General features: G+C 70.2%; 15 protein-coding genes. 6 read left to right on the top strand and 9 right to left on the bottom strand.

The window, feature by feature from the left end:
* The 5 genes from cydC to AUV07_RS13040 are packed head-to-tail and all read right to left on the bottom strand — an operon-like array spanning position 1 to position 6,439.
* Positions 1-1,668, bottom strand: a complete 1,668-nt coding sequence (gene cydC / locus AUV07_RS13060) for a thiol reductant ABC exporter subunit CydC (RefSeq protein WP_157524067.1) — start codon at positions 1,666-1,668, stop codon at positions 1-3.
* A complete protein-coding gene (cydD, locus tag AUV07_RS13055) occupies positions 1,665-3,323 on the bottom strand; it encodes a thiol reductant ABC exporter subunit CydD (RefSeq protein WP_062636706.1) in 1,659 nt (552 codons plus the stop codon). The genes cydC and cydD overlap by 4 nt, the downstream gene beginning before the upstream one ends.
* Positions 3,320-4,348, bottom strand: coding sequence for a cytochrome d ubiquinol oxidase subunit II (gene cydB, locus AUV07_RS13050; RefSeq protein WP_025105486.1), 1,029 nt, complete (start codon positions 4,346-4,348; stop codon positions 3,320-3,322). The genes cydD and cydB overlap by 4 nt, the downstream gene beginning before the upstream one ends.
* Positions 4,349-4,362: 14 nt before the next feature.
* Positions 4,363-5,778: a cytochrome ubiquinol oxidase subunit I gene (locus tag AUV07_RS13045; RefSeq protein WP_025105485.1), complete on the bottom strand. Its 1,416-nt coding sequence runs from the start codon at positions 5,776-5,778 to the stop codon at positions 4,363-4,365.
* Entirely contained in the window at positions 5,765-6,439 is a 675-nt protein-coding gene (locus AUV07_RS13040) for a helix-turn-helix transcriptional regulator (RefSeq protein ID WP_025105484.1), read from the bottom strand. The genes AUV07_RS13045 and AUV07_RS13040 overlap by 14 nt, the downstream gene beginning before the upstream one ends.
* A 100-nt stretch (positions 6,440-6,539) precedes the next feature.
* On the opposite strand from AUV07_RS13040, the gene radA reads away from it, so the two are divergent.
* Entirely contained in the window at positions 6,540-7,907 is a 1,368-nt protein-coding gene (radA, locus tag AUV07_RS13035) for a DNA repair protein RadA (protein WP_062636704.1), read from the top strand.
* Between the two features lie 17 nt (positions 7,908-7,924).
* Here the strand turns inward: radA and AUV07_RS13030 are convergent, their stop codons facing one another.
* From AUV07_RS13030 to AUV07_RS13015, 4 genes are all read right to left on the bottom strand, one after another.
* Positions 7,925-8,344 (bottom strand): hypothetical protein, encoded by a 420-nt coding sequence (locus tag AUV07_RS13030; protein ID WP_025105482.1) that lies wholly within the window; start codon positions 8,342-8,344, stop codon positions 7,925-7,927.
* A gap of 241 nt (positions 8,345-8,585) precedes the next feature.
* Positions 8,586-9,230, bottom strand: a complete 645-nt coding sequence (locus AUV07_RS13025) for a hypothetical protein (protein WP_062636702.1) — start codon at positions 9,228-9,230, stop codon at positions 8,586-8,588.
* Positions 9,231-9,291: 61 nt separating this feature from the next.
* The gene (locus tag AUV07_RS13020) at positions 9,292-9,792 is read right to left on the bottom strand and encodes an amino-acid N-acetyltransferase (RefSeq protein WP_025105480.1); all 501 of its coding nucleotides are present in this window, start codon (positions 9,790-9,792) and stop codon (positions 9,292-9,294) included.
* Positions 9,793-9,902: 110 nt separating this feature from the next.
* Entirely contained in the window at positions 9,903-12,434 is a 2,532-nt protein-coding gene (locus AUV07_RS13015) for an ATP-dependent Clp protease ATP-binding subunit (protein WP_025105479.1), read from the bottom strand.
* Positions 12,435-12,609: 175 nt separating this feature from the next.
* Between AUV07_RS13015 and AUV07_RS13010 the strand changes: the two genes are divergently transcribed.
* From AUV07_RS13010 to AUV07_RS12990, 5 genes are all read left to right on the top strand, one after another.
* The gene (locus AUV07_RS13010; protein WP_062636700.1) at positions 12,610-13,233 is read left to right on the top strand and encodes a hypothetical protein; all 624 of its coding nucleotides are present in this window, start codon (positions 12,610-12,612) and stop codon (positions 13,231-13,233) included.
* On the top strand, positions 13,233-13,865 hold the full coding sequence (locus AUV07_RS13005) for a hypothetical protein (RefSeq protein ID WP_062636699.1): 633 nt from the start codon (positions 13,233-13,235) through the stop codon (positions 13,863-13,865). The genes AUV07_RS13010 and AUV07_RS13005 overlap by 1 nt, the downstream gene beginning before the upstream one ends.
* On the top strand, positions 13,862-14,098 hold the full coding sequence (locus AUV07_RS13000) for a helix-turn-helix domain-containing protein (RefSeq protein ID WP_062636697.1): 237 nt from the start codon (positions 13,862-13,864) through the stop codon (positions 14,096-14,098). The genes AUV07_RS13005 and AUV07_RS13000 overlap by 4 nt, the downstream gene beginning before the upstream one ends.
* A gap of 162 nt (positions 14,099-14,260) precedes the next feature.
* Entirely contained in the window at positions 14,261-14,602 is a 342-nt protein-coding gene (locus tag AUV07_RS12995) for a hypothetical protein (protein WP_025105474.1), read from the top strand.
* Positions 14,603-14,745: 143 nt separating this feature from the next.
* Positions 14,746-16,167, top strand: coding sequence for a dicarboxylate/amino acid:cation symporter (locus tag AUV07_RS12990; protein WP_197462145.1), 1,422 nt, complete (start codon positions 14,746-14,748; stop codon positions 16,165-16,167).
* Positions 16,168-16,226 lie beyond the last annotated feature (59 nt).

Genomic DNA, 16,226 nt, shown 5'->3' with positions numbered 1-16,226 from the left:
TCAGACCGTCCGGCCGCCCTCGATCCGCACGACCCGGTCGACCGTCCCCGCGGGCGGCGCCACGTGCGAGATGAGCAGCACCGACTGCTCCCCCGTGGCCTGCAGCAGGTCGCGCAGCAGAGCGTCCGAGGCCTCGGGGTCGACGCCCGCCGTCGGCTCGTCCAGCACGAGCACCGGGAAGCCGCGGAGCAGCGCGCGAGCCAGAGCGATCCGCTGCGCCTGACCGCCGGACACCAGCGCACCGCGGTCGCCCACCCGCGCATCGAGCCCTCCGCGCTCGCGCACCCACGCCGCGAGTCCCACACGGTCGAGCACGGCGAGGAGTTCGTCGTCGGTGGCGGTGTCCCTGGCGAAGAGGAAGTTCTGCCGCACGTCCTCGTCGAAGAGCTGCGGCTGCTGCTCGCACAGGCCGACGACGCGGCGCAGCGAGGGCCCGGACAGCGCCGCCGCGTCGAGATCGCCGATCCGGTACTCGCCGTCCACGCGGAGGAAGCCCACGAGCGCAGCCGCCAGCGAGCTCTTGCCCGCTCCGCTCGCGCCGGAGACGAGCACCCGCTCGCCCGGCGCGAGGTCGAGGTCGATGCCGGTCAGCGCCGCCGCTCCTCCGGGCCAGTGCGCCGTGGCTCCCCGCAGCGTGAGCGCGGGGACGCCGTCGACCGCGACGTCCTCCCCCGCGTCGGTCCGCAGCTCTGGCGGCATCCGTTCGGGCAGCACGTCCACGATGCGCTCCGCACTCGCGCGGACGCTCCGCCACGAGGCCGCCGCGACCGGCACGGCGCCGAACACCTCGAACACGACCATCGGCACGAGCACCGCGACCGCGAGCCACGGGGCGTCGATGGCTCCGGTGGCGAGGCCGGGAGCTGCCACCGCCAGTGCCCACACCGAGGCGGCGCCGGCCATCAGCGAGACCACTCCGGCCGCGACGGCCTGTGCGAGCGACGCGCGGCTGACGACCCGGCGCAGGGCGGCATCCGCGACGCGGATCCGCTCTCGGGCCTGCGCCTCCGCGCCGAACGCGAGCAGCACGTCGAGGCTGCCGAAGTAATCGACGAGGGCCGCGGACACCTCAGCCCGACGCGCCGACACCGCGGCCTCCGCACGGGAGCCGAAGATCCAGCCCAGCCCGACGGCGGCGAGCGCGGCGACGAGGAGGCAGACGGCGAGGGTCAGCGCGGCGGGCGGCGATACGAAGGCGAGGAAGCCGACGGCCCCCAGGGCGACGACGCCCGAGACGGCGAGCGGCTGCACGACCCGGAGCGGGAGGTTCTGCAGGTTCTCCACGTCGTCGACGAGCGCCGCGAGCACCTGACCCCGGTCCGTCGCGCCGAGGCCCGCCGGCGAGAGCGGGATGAGGCGGCGCACCATGTCGGACCGGGTCGTCGCGAGCTGCCGGAGGGCGGCGTCGTGACCGCTCAGTCGCTCGAGGTACCGCGTGACGGCCCTGGTCACGGCGAAGAACCGCACCCCGACGACTGCGATGGACAGCGGCACGAGGGAGTCGACGATCGACGCGCTCACGATCAGCCAGCCGCTCACCGCGAGGAGGCTCACGGCGGCGGCCGCCGACAGCACGCCCCAGATCAGCCCGGGGAGGAAGCGGCGGAACGGCGGCTGCGCGAGCCGGAGCACCTCCCGGACCCGGTCGCTGCGTGTCATCTCGCTCATGCACTCACCCCCAGCGCCACGATCCGGTCGGCGATGTCCCTGGCCGAGCGGCGGTGCGAGACGAGCAGGACGGTGGCGCCGGCATCCGCCCGCGCGCGCAGCGACCGCCAGAGCCGCTCCTCTGTGTCGGCGTCGAGGGCGCTGGAGGGCTCATCGAGCGCGAGCACCCGCCCCGGCATTCCGTCGTGGCGGTACAGCGCCCTGGCCACCGCGACGCGCTGCGCCTGTCCTCCCGACAGCCCTGCGCCCTGCACACCCAGCACGCGGTCGGCCTCGATGCCCTCGGCGCACGCGGCATCGAGAGCCCGGCGCACACGGGCGAGGTCGGGAGCCCCCTCGCCGAGGGCGACGTTCTCCGCGACCGTGCCGCGCATCAGCCCCGGCGTCTGCCCGGCCCAGGCGAGCCAGTCGGAGGGCGCGAGCTCGGCGATGTCCCGTCCGCCCCAGGTCGCCGTGCCCGTGGAGTCCACCGCCCCGCGGAGGGCGGCGAGCAGACTCGACTTCCCGGAGCCGCTCGGCCCCTCGATCAGGGTCACCGACCCGGGCTCCGCGACGAACGACATCGGCGGAAGGTCTCGCACGCGGAGTCCCTCGACCACGAGTTCCCGCCCCGCCTGCACGACGTCGGCCCGGCTGCCGGACGAGTCCACGGGGTTCGGTCGTGCATCCGTGCCGGGGTCGTGCGGGCGCATGCCGCCCCGGTCCCGGTCGCGCGCCGCATCCAGCACGTCGAACACGTCTTCCGTGGCTGCGACGCCCTCGGCCGCGGCGTGGAACTGCACGCCCACCTGACGGATGGGGAGGAACGCCTCGGGGGCGAGCAGCAGCACGAAGAGACCGACCTCCAGGCTCAGGTCGCCCGACAGCAGCCGGAACCCGACCGCGACCGCGATGAGCGCGACCGCGAGCGACGACAGCAGCTCCATCGCGAACCCCGACAGGAACGAGAACCGCAGCACCTTCATGGTCTCGCGGCGGTACTCGTCGGCGGTCAACTCGATGCGGTCGGCTGCCCGACGGTCCCGGCCGAACAGCCGCAGCGTCGACAGCCCCTGCACCGTGTCGGCGAAACGGGCGGCGAGGTGCTGCAGCGTCTGCCACTGCTTCTTCTGCACCGTGCGGGTCGCGATCCCGATGAGGATGAGGAAGAGCGGGATGAGCGGCAGGGTGATGACGGCGGTGAGTCCGCTCGGCCAGTCCTGCCACCACATGACCGCGACGAGCACCGGCGTCGCGATGACGGTGAGCACGAGCTGCGGGATGTACCGCGCGAAGTACGCGTCCAGGGCTTCCAGGCCGTGACCGGCGGTGACGGCGATCTGCGTCTGATTCCGCTGCGCGAGCCACCCGGGGCCGAGGCGTCCGACGGCCGCCACGAGCGCGGCCCGCAGCTGCATCCCGGTGCGGGCGGCGGCCTGCGTGCCCGCGGCGTCGGAGGCGGCGATGAGCAGACCCCGAAGGAGAGCGGCCCCGAGCAGCCAGACCAGGGTCACGGTGACGTCGCGCCCCGCGATCGCCCCGACGACCGCCTCGGTGAGGAGCCACGCGAAGGCGATCGTCACCGCGGTCTGGAAGACGCCGATCGCGGCCGACGCCAGGAGGAACCCCCGGGCGGCGGCCGCGTATCGGAGCAGCCTCGGATCGACGGGTTTCACGCGTGCGCCGGAGCCCCCTCGATCGACCGGCGGGTGACGCGCTTGCGGAACACCCAGTAGGTCCAGGTCTGGTACGCGATGACCAGCGGGAGGGCGATCAGCGCGGTCCAGCTCATGATCTGCAGCGTATACGGAGTGCTGGACGCGTTGGCGATCGTGAGACTGTACGCCGGATCGATGGTCGACGGCATCACGAACGGGAACAGGGCGGAGAACAGCATGACGACGGCGAACATGACCGTGAGCATGCCGGCGAAGAACGCCCACCCGTCGCGGCGGACGAGCGAGAAGCCGACCGCCGCGATCAGGCTAACCGCCGCGAGCGCACCGGCTCCGATGACGAGCCAGAGCAGCGGAGCCTCCCGGCCCATCGCGATCGCGACCGTCCAGATCACCGTCGCGGCCGCGACGAGGATCGTCGGGATGGCTGCCTTCTTCGCGAGCTTCTGCGCGTCCTCGTGCACCTGGCCGTCCGTCTTCAGCGCGACGAACAGCACGCCGTGCAGGAAGAAGAGCAGCAGGGTCGTCACGCCGACCAGCAGCGCGTACGGGTTGAGCAGCGAGAAGAAGCCGCCGACGTAGATGTGGTTCTCATCGATCGCCACCCCCTGCACGATGTTGCCGAAGGCGACGCCCCAGAGCAGTGCCGGGACGACCGAGCCGATCACGATCATCCGGTCGAAGCCCTGCTTCCACTTCCGGCTCTCCCGCTGATGGCGGTACTCGAACGAGACGCCGCGGAGGATGAGCGCGAGCAGGATGAGCAGCAGCGGCAGGTAGAACCCGCTGAACAGCGTGGCGTACCACTCGGGGAACGAGGCGAAGAGCGAGGCCCCGGCCACGATGACCCACGTCTCGTTGAGGTCCCACACGGGACCGATCGTGTTGATGACCTGTCGGCGCGACACGTCGTTCTTGCCGAGGAACGGCAGCGACATGCCGACACCGAAGTCGAACCCGTCGAGGACGAAGTAGCCGACGAACAGGAAGGCGACCACCCAGAACCAGATCGTTGCGAGATCCATGATGCTCGTTCCTCTCAGTACACGACCGACGGCAGCTGAGCCGTCTCCTCATGGGGCTGTTCGTCGGTGTCCGGCCCCTTCTGGGCGGCCTTGACGATCAGCCGGACCTCGACCACGGCCAGCGCGGCGTAGATCGCGGTGAAGGCGATCAGCGAGATCAGGACCTCGAGTCCGCTCACGCCGGGCGAGACGCCGTCGCGGGTGGACATCAGACCGAACACGATCCAGGGCTGTCGACCCATCTCGGTGAACACCCAGCCCATGATGTTGGCGGCGAGCGCGAGCGGGAACGACCAGATCGCGACCTTCCACATCCACGGCGCGACCGGCTTGGTGGCCTTCTTGCGGGTGACCCAGAGGCCGGCGACGGCGACGAGGGCGGCGGCCATGCCGAGGCCGATCATCCAGCGGAACGACCAGTACGTGATCCACAGGACAGGGGCGAAGTCGGTGAGACCGGTGCTCGCATACGTCTGGGCGTACTCGGCGTTCAGGTCGTTGATGCCGTGCACACAGGCGTCGAGCGTGTGGGTCGACAGCAGCGACAGCAGATACGGCACCCGGATCGAGAACAGCTCCGAGCTGCCGTCCGGCGTGCCCAGCGTGAAGATACTGAAGGAGGCGTCGGCGCCGCAGACGGTGTTGAACGTCGCCTCGGCGGCGGCCATCTTCATCGGCTGCGCGGCGTACATCGCCAGACCCAGCTGGTCGCCCGTGAGCACGACGCCCGCGGTGGAGAAGATCATCGCCCAGAGGCCGAACTTCAGCGAGACGCGCATGGTGTCGAAGTGCTGCCCGCGGGCCAGGTGCCAGGCGGACACCGAGATGACGACACCCGCGGCGAACATGAGCGCGCCGAAGATCGTGTGCGGGAACGCGGCGAGCGCGACGGGGTTGGTCAGCAGCGCCCAGAAGTCGGTGAGCTCGGCCCGGTTGGTCACCTCGTTGTACGTGTAGCCGACCGGGTTCTGCATGAACGCGTTGGCGGCGATGATGAAGTACGCCGAGAGGATGCTGCCGATCGAGACGCACCAGATGGTGGCCAGGTGGATCTTCTGCGGGAGCTTGTCCCAGCCGAAGATCCAGAGGCCGATGAAGGTCGCCTCGAAGAAGAACGCCAGCAGGCCCTCGAAGGCGAGCGGGGCGCCGAAGACGTCGCCGACGAAGCGGGAGTAGTCCGACCAGTTCATGCCGAACTGGAACTCCTGCACGATGCCGGTGACGACCCCCATCGCGAAGTTGATGAGGAAGATCTTGCCGAAGAAGCGGGTGAGGTGCAGGTACTGCACCTTGCCGGTACGCACCCACGCCGTCTGGAAGATGGCGGCGACGAGCGCCATGCCGATCGTCAGCGGGACGAAGAGGTAGTGGTAGACGGTCGTCAGGCCGAACTGCCATCGGGCCAGGGCGAGCGGATCAAGCCATTCCATGAGCGACTCCCGTTCTGTTCGACGCCTGCGCGGCGGTGTCGCGCAGCTGCACGGTGCATTCGGAGGGCAGCGCGGCCTCGCGCACGCACTCGGCTTCGAGCGGACCCCCCGCTTCTGCCAGGATGCCCTGCATCAGCCCGAGATGCACCTGGCACAGCATCGGGCGGTCCTCCGGCCGGCCGGCCGCGTGCGGGCACGGGCTCAGATCGACGGTGAGACCGCGGTCGTCCACGACCGGCTCGAAGCCGCTCTCCTCCAGGTGCTCGACGAGGGCGTCGAGCTGGTAGGTGGCGTCCTTGCCGAGGGCGGTCCCGGTGCCGGGGAGGACGCTGCGGAGCAGGTCGCCGCGACGGGCGGCGGCCTTGGCCTTGTTCCGCGCGACCGGACTGGAGGCGTCCGGGGCTCCGGTGGCGGCGCGGTACAGCGTGCGCGGGCGCCCCCGGGTGGTGCGGTGCTCCACGGTCGGGATGACGTAGCCGCCCTCGATGAGCCGCTGCAGGTGCTCGCGTACGGTGTTCGGGTGGAGGCCGGTGGCCTCGCACAGGTCGCCGATCGCGAGTTCTCCGGAGGCACCGGAGTGCCCGGCCTCGAAGAGGAGGTGCAGGATGCGCACCCGGGAGTAGCTGGAGATCGGCCCGCAGACGGACCCGCCGTTGGACATGTTTCAATTATCGGCCGGGGCCGGGGGCCGCCGGGGGAACCGGGCCGTGAATAATCGCCTGGTCGATAGGGATGTCTGATCCCGCCGATAGCCTGGGGGCATGGCCACCCGGAAACCCGCTCCCCCCGCGTACGTCTGCACCGAGTGCGGGTGGACGACGGCCAAGTGGGTGGGCCGCTGCGGGGAGTGCCAGCAGTGGGGCACGGTCCAGGAGCAGGCCGCGGAGACCGGGATCCTCCGTCGCGTGAACGCGCTCGCACCGACCGCCGATCGCGCGGCGCGGCCGATCACGCAGATCACGACGCAGGACGCGCCGCGCCGCACGAGCGGGGTCGGCGAGTTCGACCGGGTGCTCGGCGGCGGCATCGTGCCGGGGGCCGCGATCCTCCTCAGCGGTGAGCCCGGCGTCGGCAAGTCCACTCTGCTGCTCGAGGTCGCCGCGCAGGCCGCGCGGAGCGGGCGACGGGTGCTCTACGCCAGCGCCGAGGAGTCGCCGGCCCAGGTGCGCCTGCGGGCGGAGCGGACGGGCGCCCTGCACGACGAGCTCTACCTCGCGAGCGAGACCGACCTCGCCACCATCCTCGGTCACATCGACGAGGTGCAGCCGCAGCTCGTCATCGTCGACTCCGTGCAGACCGTGTCGTCGTCGCTCACCGACGGCGCGGCCGGTCAGCCCAGCCAGGTGCGGGAGGTCGCCGCGACCCTCATCCGGGTGGCGAAGGAGCGCGATCTTCCGATCATCATCGTCGGCCATGTGACCAAGGACGGTCAGGTGGCGGGGCCCCGGGTGCTGGAGCACCTCGTCGACGTCGTGTGCCACTTCGAGGGCGACCGGCAGACCTCGCTGCGATTCATCCGTGCCCTCAAGAACCGCTTCGGTCCCACCGACGAGGTCGGCTGCTTCGAGATGACCGGAGACGGCATCGCCGAGGTGCCCGACCCCTCCGGCCTGTTCCTGTCGCAGGGTGCCTCCGAGCCGGGGACCTGCGTGGCCATCTCCCTCGAGGGCCGTCGCGCCCTCCCCGTCGAGGTGCAGGCGCTCACCGTGCCGAGCAACGCGCCGAACCCCCGGCGCATCGTGCACGGCCTCGACTCCTCGCGGGTGGCCATGGTGCTGGCGATCCTCGAGCGCCGGGCGGGCGTGCCCACCGGCAGCCTCGACGTCTACGTGTCCACGGTGGGCGGGGTGCGGTTCACGGAGCCCGCCGCCGATCTCGCCATCGCGATCGCCGTCGCCGGGTCCATCCAGATGATCTCGGTGCCGCGCACGGTCGCCGCCGTCGGCGAGCTCAGCCTCGCGGGCGAGGTGCGGCCGGTGACGCAGGCGGCGCAGCGGCGCTCCGAGGCCGCCCGGCTCGGCTACGAGCAGGTGGTGGACGACCGGTCGAAGACCCTGCGCGCGGCGCTGGGCGACGTCAGGGCGCGGAACAGCGCCCGTCGCCCCGACCGCGACATCCCGCCGTTCTGAGTCGGAGGGGCGCCCGGTCAGGCGTCGAGCGCCTTGAGCAGCTCCACCGGGTCGGCCTGCATCGGGTGAGGCCCGGCGATGTCGAGGAACACGGTCGTGATCGGGTGGGCGGAGAGGAACGCACGCAGCCAGGCGGCGTCGTAGATGCCGACCCCGGGCGGCAGGTTGGCGGGCTTGTTCTTCGCGTCGCTGAAGAGCAGCAGGGCGAGGTCACCCGAGTTCGGGTCCCGATAGGTCCACACCTCGCCGCTGTCGAGCGGGTTGTCGCGCGCTCCCGGCTTGATGAGCGGGACGACGGTGGTGCCGTGCCGCAGCGCGAGGGCCACTGCGGCGACGTCCTGCTTCTCGAGGGCGAGCGCCAGAGCCTCGGACCGGAAGTCCTCGGGCGCCGGCTTCTTCTTCGCGCTCTTCCCGGACTTCGCCTTCTTCGCTGCCATGCTTCCAGCTTAGGCATCGGGGCGGCGCGGCGGCGCCGGGGAAAGATTGGGGCCCTCTCGAGTCCTCCATTGGGGACTGGGGTACTCGAGAGGGCCCTCGGACTCTCGAGCGGCGGTGTCGAAGCGCTGGGGACGCTGTAATTCGACGCCACTGGGGATGGCATGGTGCCGCATAGCGGGAGAGTCACCTCTATGGTATCCCAAAGATCGGGCCCTGTCAGCACAAGTGCCCGTCGCGCGCTCAGAACAGGAGGAACTGGGTGGTCGTGGCGCTGGGGAACCCGCCGATCGAGACGCCCACGTGGTACGAGGCGCCGCCGCCGGGAGCACGCTGCCGGTTCTCCTGCGCGCAGGTCTCGACACTGGACCGGGTGCGATCCCAGACGACCGGCTCCTTGCTCACCACGGTGGACCCGGCGGTGAGCGTGGCGATCATGCTGCTGGGGTTCTCCTGGCAGTCCGTCGAGCGCCACCACTCGTCCGTGCCGCTGGAGATCGTGAACACCTGGGTGGTGGAACCGACGTCGATCGTGCAGTCCCTCGTGCCCTTGTTGGTCAGGGAGATGGAGAGCTTCGGCAGAGCGCCGTCGGGATAGGACTCCGCATCCGTGACGGCCGTGACCTCGATGTCCTTCGCCTCGCAGGGGACGACGGCCGGAGTGGCATCCGCCGACGGCGAGGGGGCGGGCGAGGCCGATCCGGACGGCGTGGGCCCCGGGGTGGCGGAGGAGGTCGGTGCGGGTGCCGCCTCCTGCGCGCCCGTGGGCGCCCACGGCCGGGCGATGAGAAGCCAGACGGACGCGCCGACGATCGCGAGGACGAGGATCAGCCCGAGCAGCACCGCCAGACGCCGACGACGGTACACGGCGGCGGAGTGACGGGGCATGCCTCCAGGTTAAGCGATCCCCCTCCGCGAGCCTGGGAGGCGCGAGGCGATGGTCCGGGGCTCAGAGCACCTTGAGCATGCGCGTGTTGCCGAGCGTGTTCGGCTTCACGTGCGCGAGGTCGAGGAACTCCTCGACGCCGGCGTCGCCGCTGCGCAGGAGCTGCGAGTACACGTCCGGATCGACGACCTGCTCCCCGATCGGGGTGAAGCCGCGACGCCCGAAGAAGTCGACCTCGAACGTGAGGCAGAACAGGCGGGTGAGCCCGAGCGACCGCGCGTTCTCCTCGAGCCGCTCGACGATCGCCCGACCGACGCCGTGGTGGAGCCAGTCGTCGCGGACGAGCAGGGTGCGCACCTCGCCGAGGTCTTCCCAGATCACGTGCAGAGCCCCGCAGCCGATCAGCTCCCCGTCCGCCTCGGCGACGACGAACTCCTGCACGGCGCCGTAGAGCACGGCGAGATCCTTGCCGAGCAGGATGCGCTGCTCCACCATCGGCTGGAGCAGGTTCCGGATGCTGACGATGTCGGCGCTGCGGGCCGGCCGGACGATGTACGCGCTCACCCGACCAGCCTAGGACCCGCCCCTCCCGACGACTCCCAGACGCGGCGGAGTGGGGACGACGAAGGGGCGGATGCTGTCGCATCCGCCCCTTCGGGTGATCGTGTCGAGGATCAGTCGTTGCCGGTGATCGCCAGGTCGGGCGTGCCGGAGATCGCGCCGCCGCCGGTGTTGACGCCGACCGCGACCTTCTCCCCGCGCGGGCCGTGCTCGAACAGGAACTCCCCGTCCTTCGCATCGACCTTCACGTGGTCGCCCGAGTCGAGCTCGCCGTGCAGGATCTTCTCCGACAGACGGTCCTCGATCTCGTGCTGCATCGCGCGACGCAGCGGACGGGCACCCAGGGCCGGGTCGAAGCCGATCTCGATCAGGCGCTCCTTGGCGGACTGCGACAGCTCGATCGTCATGTCGCGGTCGAGCAGACGCTCGCCGAGGCGCTTCGTGAACAGGTCCACGATCTGCACCAGCTCGTCCTTGCTCAGCTGCGGGAAGACGATGATGTCGTCGACGCGGTTGAGGAACTCGGGCTTGAAGTGCCGCTTGAGCTCCTCGTTGACCTTGCCCTTCATCCGCTCGTAGCTCGTGGCGTTGTTGCCCTCGATCTGGAAGCCGACGGGGCCGCCGGCGATGTCGCGCGCACCGAGGTTCGTGGTCATGATGATGACCGTGTTCTTGAAGTCCACGATCCGACCCTGACCGTCGGTGAGGCGACCCTCTTCCAGGATCTGCAGCAGCGAGTTGAAGATGTCCGGGTGCGCCTTCTCGATCTCGTCGAAGAGGACCACGCTGAACGGCTTGCGCCGCACCTTCTCGGTGAGCTGGCCACCCTCTTCGAAGCCGACGAACCCGGGAGGGGCACCGAACAGCCGCGAGACGGTGTGCTTCTCGCCGAACTCGCTCATGTCGAGCGAGATGAGCGCGGCCTCGTCGTCGAAGAGGAACTCCGCGAGCGCCTTGGCGAGCTCGGTCTTTCCGACGCCCGTGGGGCCGGCGAAGATGAACGAGCCCGAGGGACGCTTCGGGTCCTTGAGGCCGGCACGCTGACGACGGATGGTCTTGGAGAGCGCCGCGATGGCCTCCTCCTGACCGATGACGCGCTGGTGCAGCGCCTTCTCCATGAAGACGAGTCGGCTGGACTCCTCCTCCGTCAGCTTGAACACGGGGATGCCGGTCGCCTGGGCGAGCACCTCGGCGATCAGGCCCTCGTCGACGACCGCCTGGGTCGCGACGTCGCCCGCACGCCACTGCTTCTCGAGACGCAGACGCTCGGCGAGGAGGCTCTTCTCCTCATCGCGCAGGGAGGCGGCCTTCTCGAAGTCCTGCTCCTCGGAGGCGATCTCCTTCTGCTCGCGCACGGCGGCGATCTTCTCGTCGAACTCGCGCAGCTCGGGCGGGCTGGACAGGATCGACAGACGCAGGCGCGCGCCGGCCTCGTCGATCAGGTCGATGGCCTTGTCCGGGAGGAAGCGGTCGGAGACGTAGCGGTCGGCGAGGTTCGCCGCGGCCACGATCGCGCCGTCGGTGATCTGCACCTTGTGGTGCGCCTCGTACCGGTCGCGCAGACCCTTGAGGATGTTGATCGCGTGCGGCAGCGTCGGCTCGTTCACCTGCACCGGCTGGAAGCGGCGCTCGAGCGCGGCGTCCTTCTCGAAGTGCTTGCGGTACTCGTCGAGTGTGGTGGCACCGATGGTCTGGAGCTCACCGCGGGCGAGCAGCGGCTTGAGGATGCTGGCCGCGTCGATCGCGCCCTCGGCGGCACCCGCACCCACGAGGGTGTGGATCTCGTCGATGAAGACGATGATGTCGCCGCGCGTGCGGATCTCCTTGGTGACCTTCTTCAGACGCTCCTCGAAGTCGCCGCGGTAGCGGGAACCGGCGATGAGCGAGCCGAGGTCGAGCGAGTAGAGCTGCTTGTCCTTCAGCGTCTCGGGCACATCGCCCTTGACGATCGCCTGGGCGAGACCCTCGACGACGGCGGTCTTGCCGACGCCGGGCTCGCCGATCAGGACGGGGTTGTTCTTGGAACGGCGGGAGAGGATCTGCATGACCCGCTCCGCCTCCTTCTCGCGCCCGATCACCGGGTCGAGCTTGTTGTCGCGCGCGGCCTGCGTGAGGTTGCGACCGAACTGGTCGAGCACCTGCGAGCCGCCCTGCGCACCCGACGGGGTGTCGTTGGACTGCGCGCCGACGGACGCGGGCTCGCGGCCCGGGGCGCCGGAGAGCAGCTGGATGACCTGCTGCCGCACCTTGTTGAGGTCGGCGCCCAGCTTGACGAGCACCTGAGCGGCCACGCCCTCACCCTCGCGGATGAGGCCGAGGAGGATGTGCTCGGTGCCGATGTAGTTGTGACCGAGCTGCAGGGCCTCGCGGAGGCTCAGCTCGAGCACCTTCTTGGCGCGCGGCGTGAACGGGATGTGCCCGGTCGGCTGCTGCTGACCCTGGCCGATGATGTCCTGCACCTGCTCGCGCACGGCGTCGAGGGAGATGCCGAGCGACTCCAGCGCCTTGGCTGCGACGCCCTCGCCCTCGTGGATGAGGCCGAGCAGGATGTGCTCGGTGCCGATGTAGTTGTGGTTGAGCATCTTCGCCTCTTCTTGGGCGAGGACGACCACTCGACGGGCTCGGTCCGTGAATCTCTCGAACATGTTGACTCCTTATTCGCACGGGGCGAAGACGCATGAAGCGCTTGTACATCGAGAGTAACGACCAGAAATGGCGGGTATGCCCGTGTTCGCCGTGGGCATAGCGAGGCCTTGACGGGTTTATCGACAGTCGTTATGTTAACGAAAGTCGATAAACACCGACCCACAGGAGGAGCACATGCTCGCCACGGAAAGACGCCCTTCGCTCGCCGACGGCATCGCGCTCGGGCTCATCGCCACCGGTGCCGTCAGCGTCGGGATCGGCGCCCTCGTCGCCGTCGCCCAGGCCGCCGGTGCCCTGTTCTCCCCCTCGCCCACGGTCGCGATGGCGGTGCACGACGTCGACCTCTCCGCCCTCGACGGCGTGGCCGGTGTCGAGGGCGCCACCGTCGACTCCGCCCTCGTCACGCTCACCGCGCCGCCCACGGGCGCCCGCTGGCTGCTGCTGCTCGAGACAGCGCTCCCCGCGCTCGCCACCGTGGCGCTGTGCGCGGTGGTCTGGTGGCTCGGCGTCTCCCTCACCCGCTCCCGTCCGTTCCGCGCCTCCCTCGGGTGGATGTTCGCCGTCGCCGCCTGCCTGCTGATGGCGGGCACCCTGTTCGGGCAGCTCGCCGGCGGCATCGGGCGGGCCGAGATCGTGAAGGATCTCGCCGCGACCGACCCCGCGGTCGAGGACGTGCTGTGGACGCTGCTCATGGAGTTCGATCTCGCGCCCGTGGGGTGGGCGTTCGCCCTGGCTCTCGTGGCAGGCGTCTTCACCATCGGCCGCCGTCTGCAGCGCGACACGGAGGGACTGGTCTGATGGCCGCCACCACCACCCGCTCCGAGCGGGCCGATGCGATCACCGTCATCCTCTATGCGGCGGCGGCCCTCGTGACCGTCGGCCTCGCGACAACGCTCCGCGTGGGCAGCACCTTCCGGGACGCCGGCATCGCCTGGTCGATCCCCATCGACGAGCAGCCGATCTCGGCGACCACCGATTCCGGGCAGATCTCGATCGAGGGCATCGCGCAGGAGGCGATGGTCTTCGCGACGGGGGTGAACAGCGTGTCGATCGCCGCCATCGTCGCCGCCATCGCGCTGTGGGCCCTGGCCGCCGTCGCCGTCATCGGCGCGGTCACGCTCGTCGCCTGGAACTTCCTCCGCGGACGGTTCTTCGTGCCGGGCAATGCGCGCGCCTTCGATGTGATCGGATGGACGCTCGCCCTCGCGCCGATCGCGATCGTGATGCTCGAGACCATGGGACGCAATGGCGTGACCGCGGCGCTCGGTCTCGGTGACGGGGAGCCCGTGCACCCGATCGAGTTCTGGACGATCGCGCCGCTCTTCGCGACCGGGGTGACCGTCGGGTTGATCGCCGTCGCCTTCCGTCGCGGCATCCGACTGCAACAGGAGAAGGTCGTGCTGGAGCGCGAGACGGAGGGGCTGGTGTGAGCCCGGCGGAGAGCGGCGAGGAGTTCACGGGCATCCACTGCCGTCTCGATGAGCTGCTGGCGGCCCGCAGGATGACGCTGACGGAGCTGAGCGCCGCCGTCGGCGTCAGCATCGTGAACCTGTCGGTGCTGAAGAACGACCGCGCCCGCGCGATCCGCTACTCCACGCTGCGGGCCATCTGTGACGCGCTCGACTGCGAGGTCGGCGACCTCCTCGTCCTCGCCGATCGCTGACCCCTGTCGACCCACCCCCTTCCGCGCGCCCCAGCCCCTTGCGGACGCACGCAGGGGGCCGGGACGCACGAAGGGGGGTGGGTCGGCGGGAGGGGGGGCACGGTCGCGCACGGGATTGCAAGCCCCTTCTATGAGTCGGCTGTGAGCAGGTAGCGTCGTCGCATGATCAGCACCCGCATCCCCTCGCGTCGCGGCCTCCGCCTCCTGGCGATCGTCCCGGCCGCTGCCCTCGCCTTCTCTCTCGCCGCCTGCGCGGGAGAGAGCCGCCCCTCGGTCGACGAGGTCGCCGACGGCATCCAGAAGGTCTTCGAGGGCACCCCGCAGGAGGAGGCCATGACCGACGACGCCGCCACCTGCCTGGCCGAAGCCCTGGTCGACTCCGACCTCAGCGACGAGACGCTCGGCTACATCGCCGACGGCGAGGACAAGCAGCGGGACGAGGCCGACAAGGCCCTCACGACCCAGATCATCCAAGACAACCTGCAGGACTGCGTCACGCCCTGACGGCGGCACGCAGCGAAGGATGACGGTCTCGGGAGGGCGGCCGTCATCCTTCGTCATATCCGCCCAGGGAATTCTCAGGCTCTCCTAGCGTTGAGCCTCATGGCGTGCACCCGGCGCGCCGCGATTCTGGAGTCCCCACCTCAATGAGCACCACCGCACGCGCCCAGAAGGCGCCAGACACCCGCGGGCCGGTCCGGAAGCTGCTGACCTCGTTCGGCTTCCAGATCATCGCCGCCCTCGTCCTCGGCATCGCCGCCGGTCTGATCGGCCGTCAGCTCGGCGCCACGGCCGAGAACCCGACCGCCCTGTCGGCGACCCTCGACACGATCGGCAGCTCGTACGTCACGCTGCTCCGCGCGGCTGTCGTCCCGCTGATCTTCACCGCGATCGTCGCGAGCATCTCGAACCTCCGTCGCGTGCAGAACGCCGCCCGCCTCGCCGGGCAGACGATCCTCTGGTTCGCGATCACCGCCTTCATCGCGGTCGTCATCGGCATCGTCCTCGGCCTCGTGATCCAGCCGGGCAGCCGCGCCGGCGAGGGCCTGGAGCCGGGCGAGCCGTACACGGTCGGCACCTGGTGGAACTTCCTCCTCGGCCTCATCCCGCAGAACTTCCTCGGCCTGACCGTCAGCACCTCCCCCGGAGCGACCGAGGGCGCGTTCACCTCGAGCGTCGGCTTCAACATCCTCCAGGTGATCGTGGTCGCGGCCGTCGTCGGCATCGCGGCGCTCAAGGCCGGCAAGAAGGCGGAGCCGTTCCTCGTCTTCACCGAGTCCCTGCTCAAGGTCATCCAGCGGGTGCTGTGGTGGATCATCCGCATCGCCCCGCTCGGCACGTTCGGCCTCATCGGCTCCGCCGTCATCAAGTACGGCTGGGAGAAGCTCGCGTCGCTCGGCTGGTTCGCGGCCGCGGTCTACATCGGTCTCGCGCTCGTGCTGTTCGTCGTGTACCCGATCCTGGTGCGCACGCACGGCCTCTCCATCAAGCAGTACTTCTCGGGTGTGTGGCCGGCGGTGCAGCTCGCCTTCGTGAGCCGCTCCTCCATCGGCACGCTCCCCCTCACGGAGCGCGTGACCGAGCGCAACCTCGGTGTGCCCCGCTCTTACGCCTCGTTCGCCGTGCCGCTGGGCGCGACGACGAAGATGGACGGCTGCGCCGCGATCTACCCGGCCATCGCCGCGATCTTCGTCGCGCAGTTCTTCGGCATCGAGCTGAACTTCGTGCAGTACCTGCTGATCGTGATCGTCTCGGTCGTCGGTTCCGCCGCCACCGCCGGCACCACGGGCGCGGTCGTCATGCTCACGCTGACGCTGTCCACCCTGGGTCTGCCGCTCGAGGGCGTCGGCCTGCTGCTCGCGATCGACCCGATCCTCGACATGGGCCGCACGGCCGTGAACGTCGCGGGTCAGGCGCTCGTCCCCGCGATCGTCGCGAAGCGCGAGGGCATCCTCGACGAGGAGCTCTACAACGCGCCGCGCGAGGGCCTGCCCTTCGCCGACGACTCCGGCGACGACGCCCCCGAGGCCGACGCCGCCTCCGCCCCGGAGCCCGCCGGCGCACGCTGACCCGGTCTCTCGACGAGCGCCCCACCTCCTTCATCCAGGAGGTGGGGCGCTCTTTTTGT

The sequence above is a fragment of the Microbacterium sp. CH1 genome (assembly GCF_001595495.1).
GTDB lineage: Bacteria > Actinomycetota > Actinomycetes > Actinomycetales > Microbacteriaceae > Microbacterium.
Note: the sequence above shows the minus strand (reverse complement) of the source record. Positions and strands in the feature narration are given on the sequence as shown.

Excerpts from the sequence above, each read along its gene's own strand:
- AUV07_RS13030 (WP_025105482.1), bottom strand. The coding sequence starts at position 8,344 with ATGGCAGCGAAGAAGGCGAAGTCCGGGAAGAGCGCGAAGAAGAAGCCG.
- AUV07_RS13045 (WP_025105485.1), bottom strand. The coding sequence starts at position 5,778 with ATGGAATGGCTTGATCCGCTCGCCCTGGCCCGATGGCAGTTCGGCCTG.
- AUV07_RS13010 (WP_062636700.1), top strand. The coding sequence starts at position 12,610 with ATGCTCGCCACGGAAAGACGCCCTTCGCTCGCCGACGGCATCGCGCTC.
- AUV07_RS12990 (WP_197462145.1), top strand. The coding sequence starts at position 14,746 with ATGAGCACCACCGCACGCGCCCAGAAGGCGCCAGACACCCGCGGGCCG.
- AUV07_RS13025 (WP_062636702.1), bottom strand. The coding sequence starts at position 9,230 with ATGCCCCGTCACTCCGCCGCCGTGTACCGTCGTCGGCGTCTGGCGGTG.
- AUV07_RS13040 (WP_025105484.1), bottom strand. The coding sequence starts at position 6,439 with ATGTCCAACGGCGGGTCCGTCTGCGGGCCGATCTCCAGCTACTCCCGG.
- AUV07_RS13015 (WP_025105479.1), bottom strand. The coding sequence starts at position 12,434 with ATGTTCGAGAGATTCACGGACCGAGCCCGTCGAGTGGTCGTCCTCGCC.
- AUV07_RS13005 (WP_062636699.1), top strand. The coding sequence starts at position 13,233 with ATGGCCGCCACCACCACCCGCTCCGAGCGGGCCGATGCGATCACCGTC.
- radA (WP_062636704.1), top strand. The coding sequence starts at position 6,540 with ATGGCCACCCGGAAACCCGCTCCCCCCGCGTACGTCTGCACCGAGTGC.
- AUV07_RS12995 (WP_025105474.1), top strand. The coding sequence starts at position 14,261 with ATGATCAGCACCCGCATCCCCTCGCGTCGCGGCCTCCGCCTCCTGGCG.
- cydC (WP_157524067.1), bottom strand. The coding sequence starts at position 1,668 with ATGAGCGAGATGACACGCAGCGACCGGGTCCGGGAGGTGCTCCGGCTC.
- cydB (WP_025105486.1), bottom strand. The coding sequence starts at position 4,348 with ATGGATCTCGCAACGATCTGGTTCTGGGTGGTCGCCTTCCTGTTCGTC.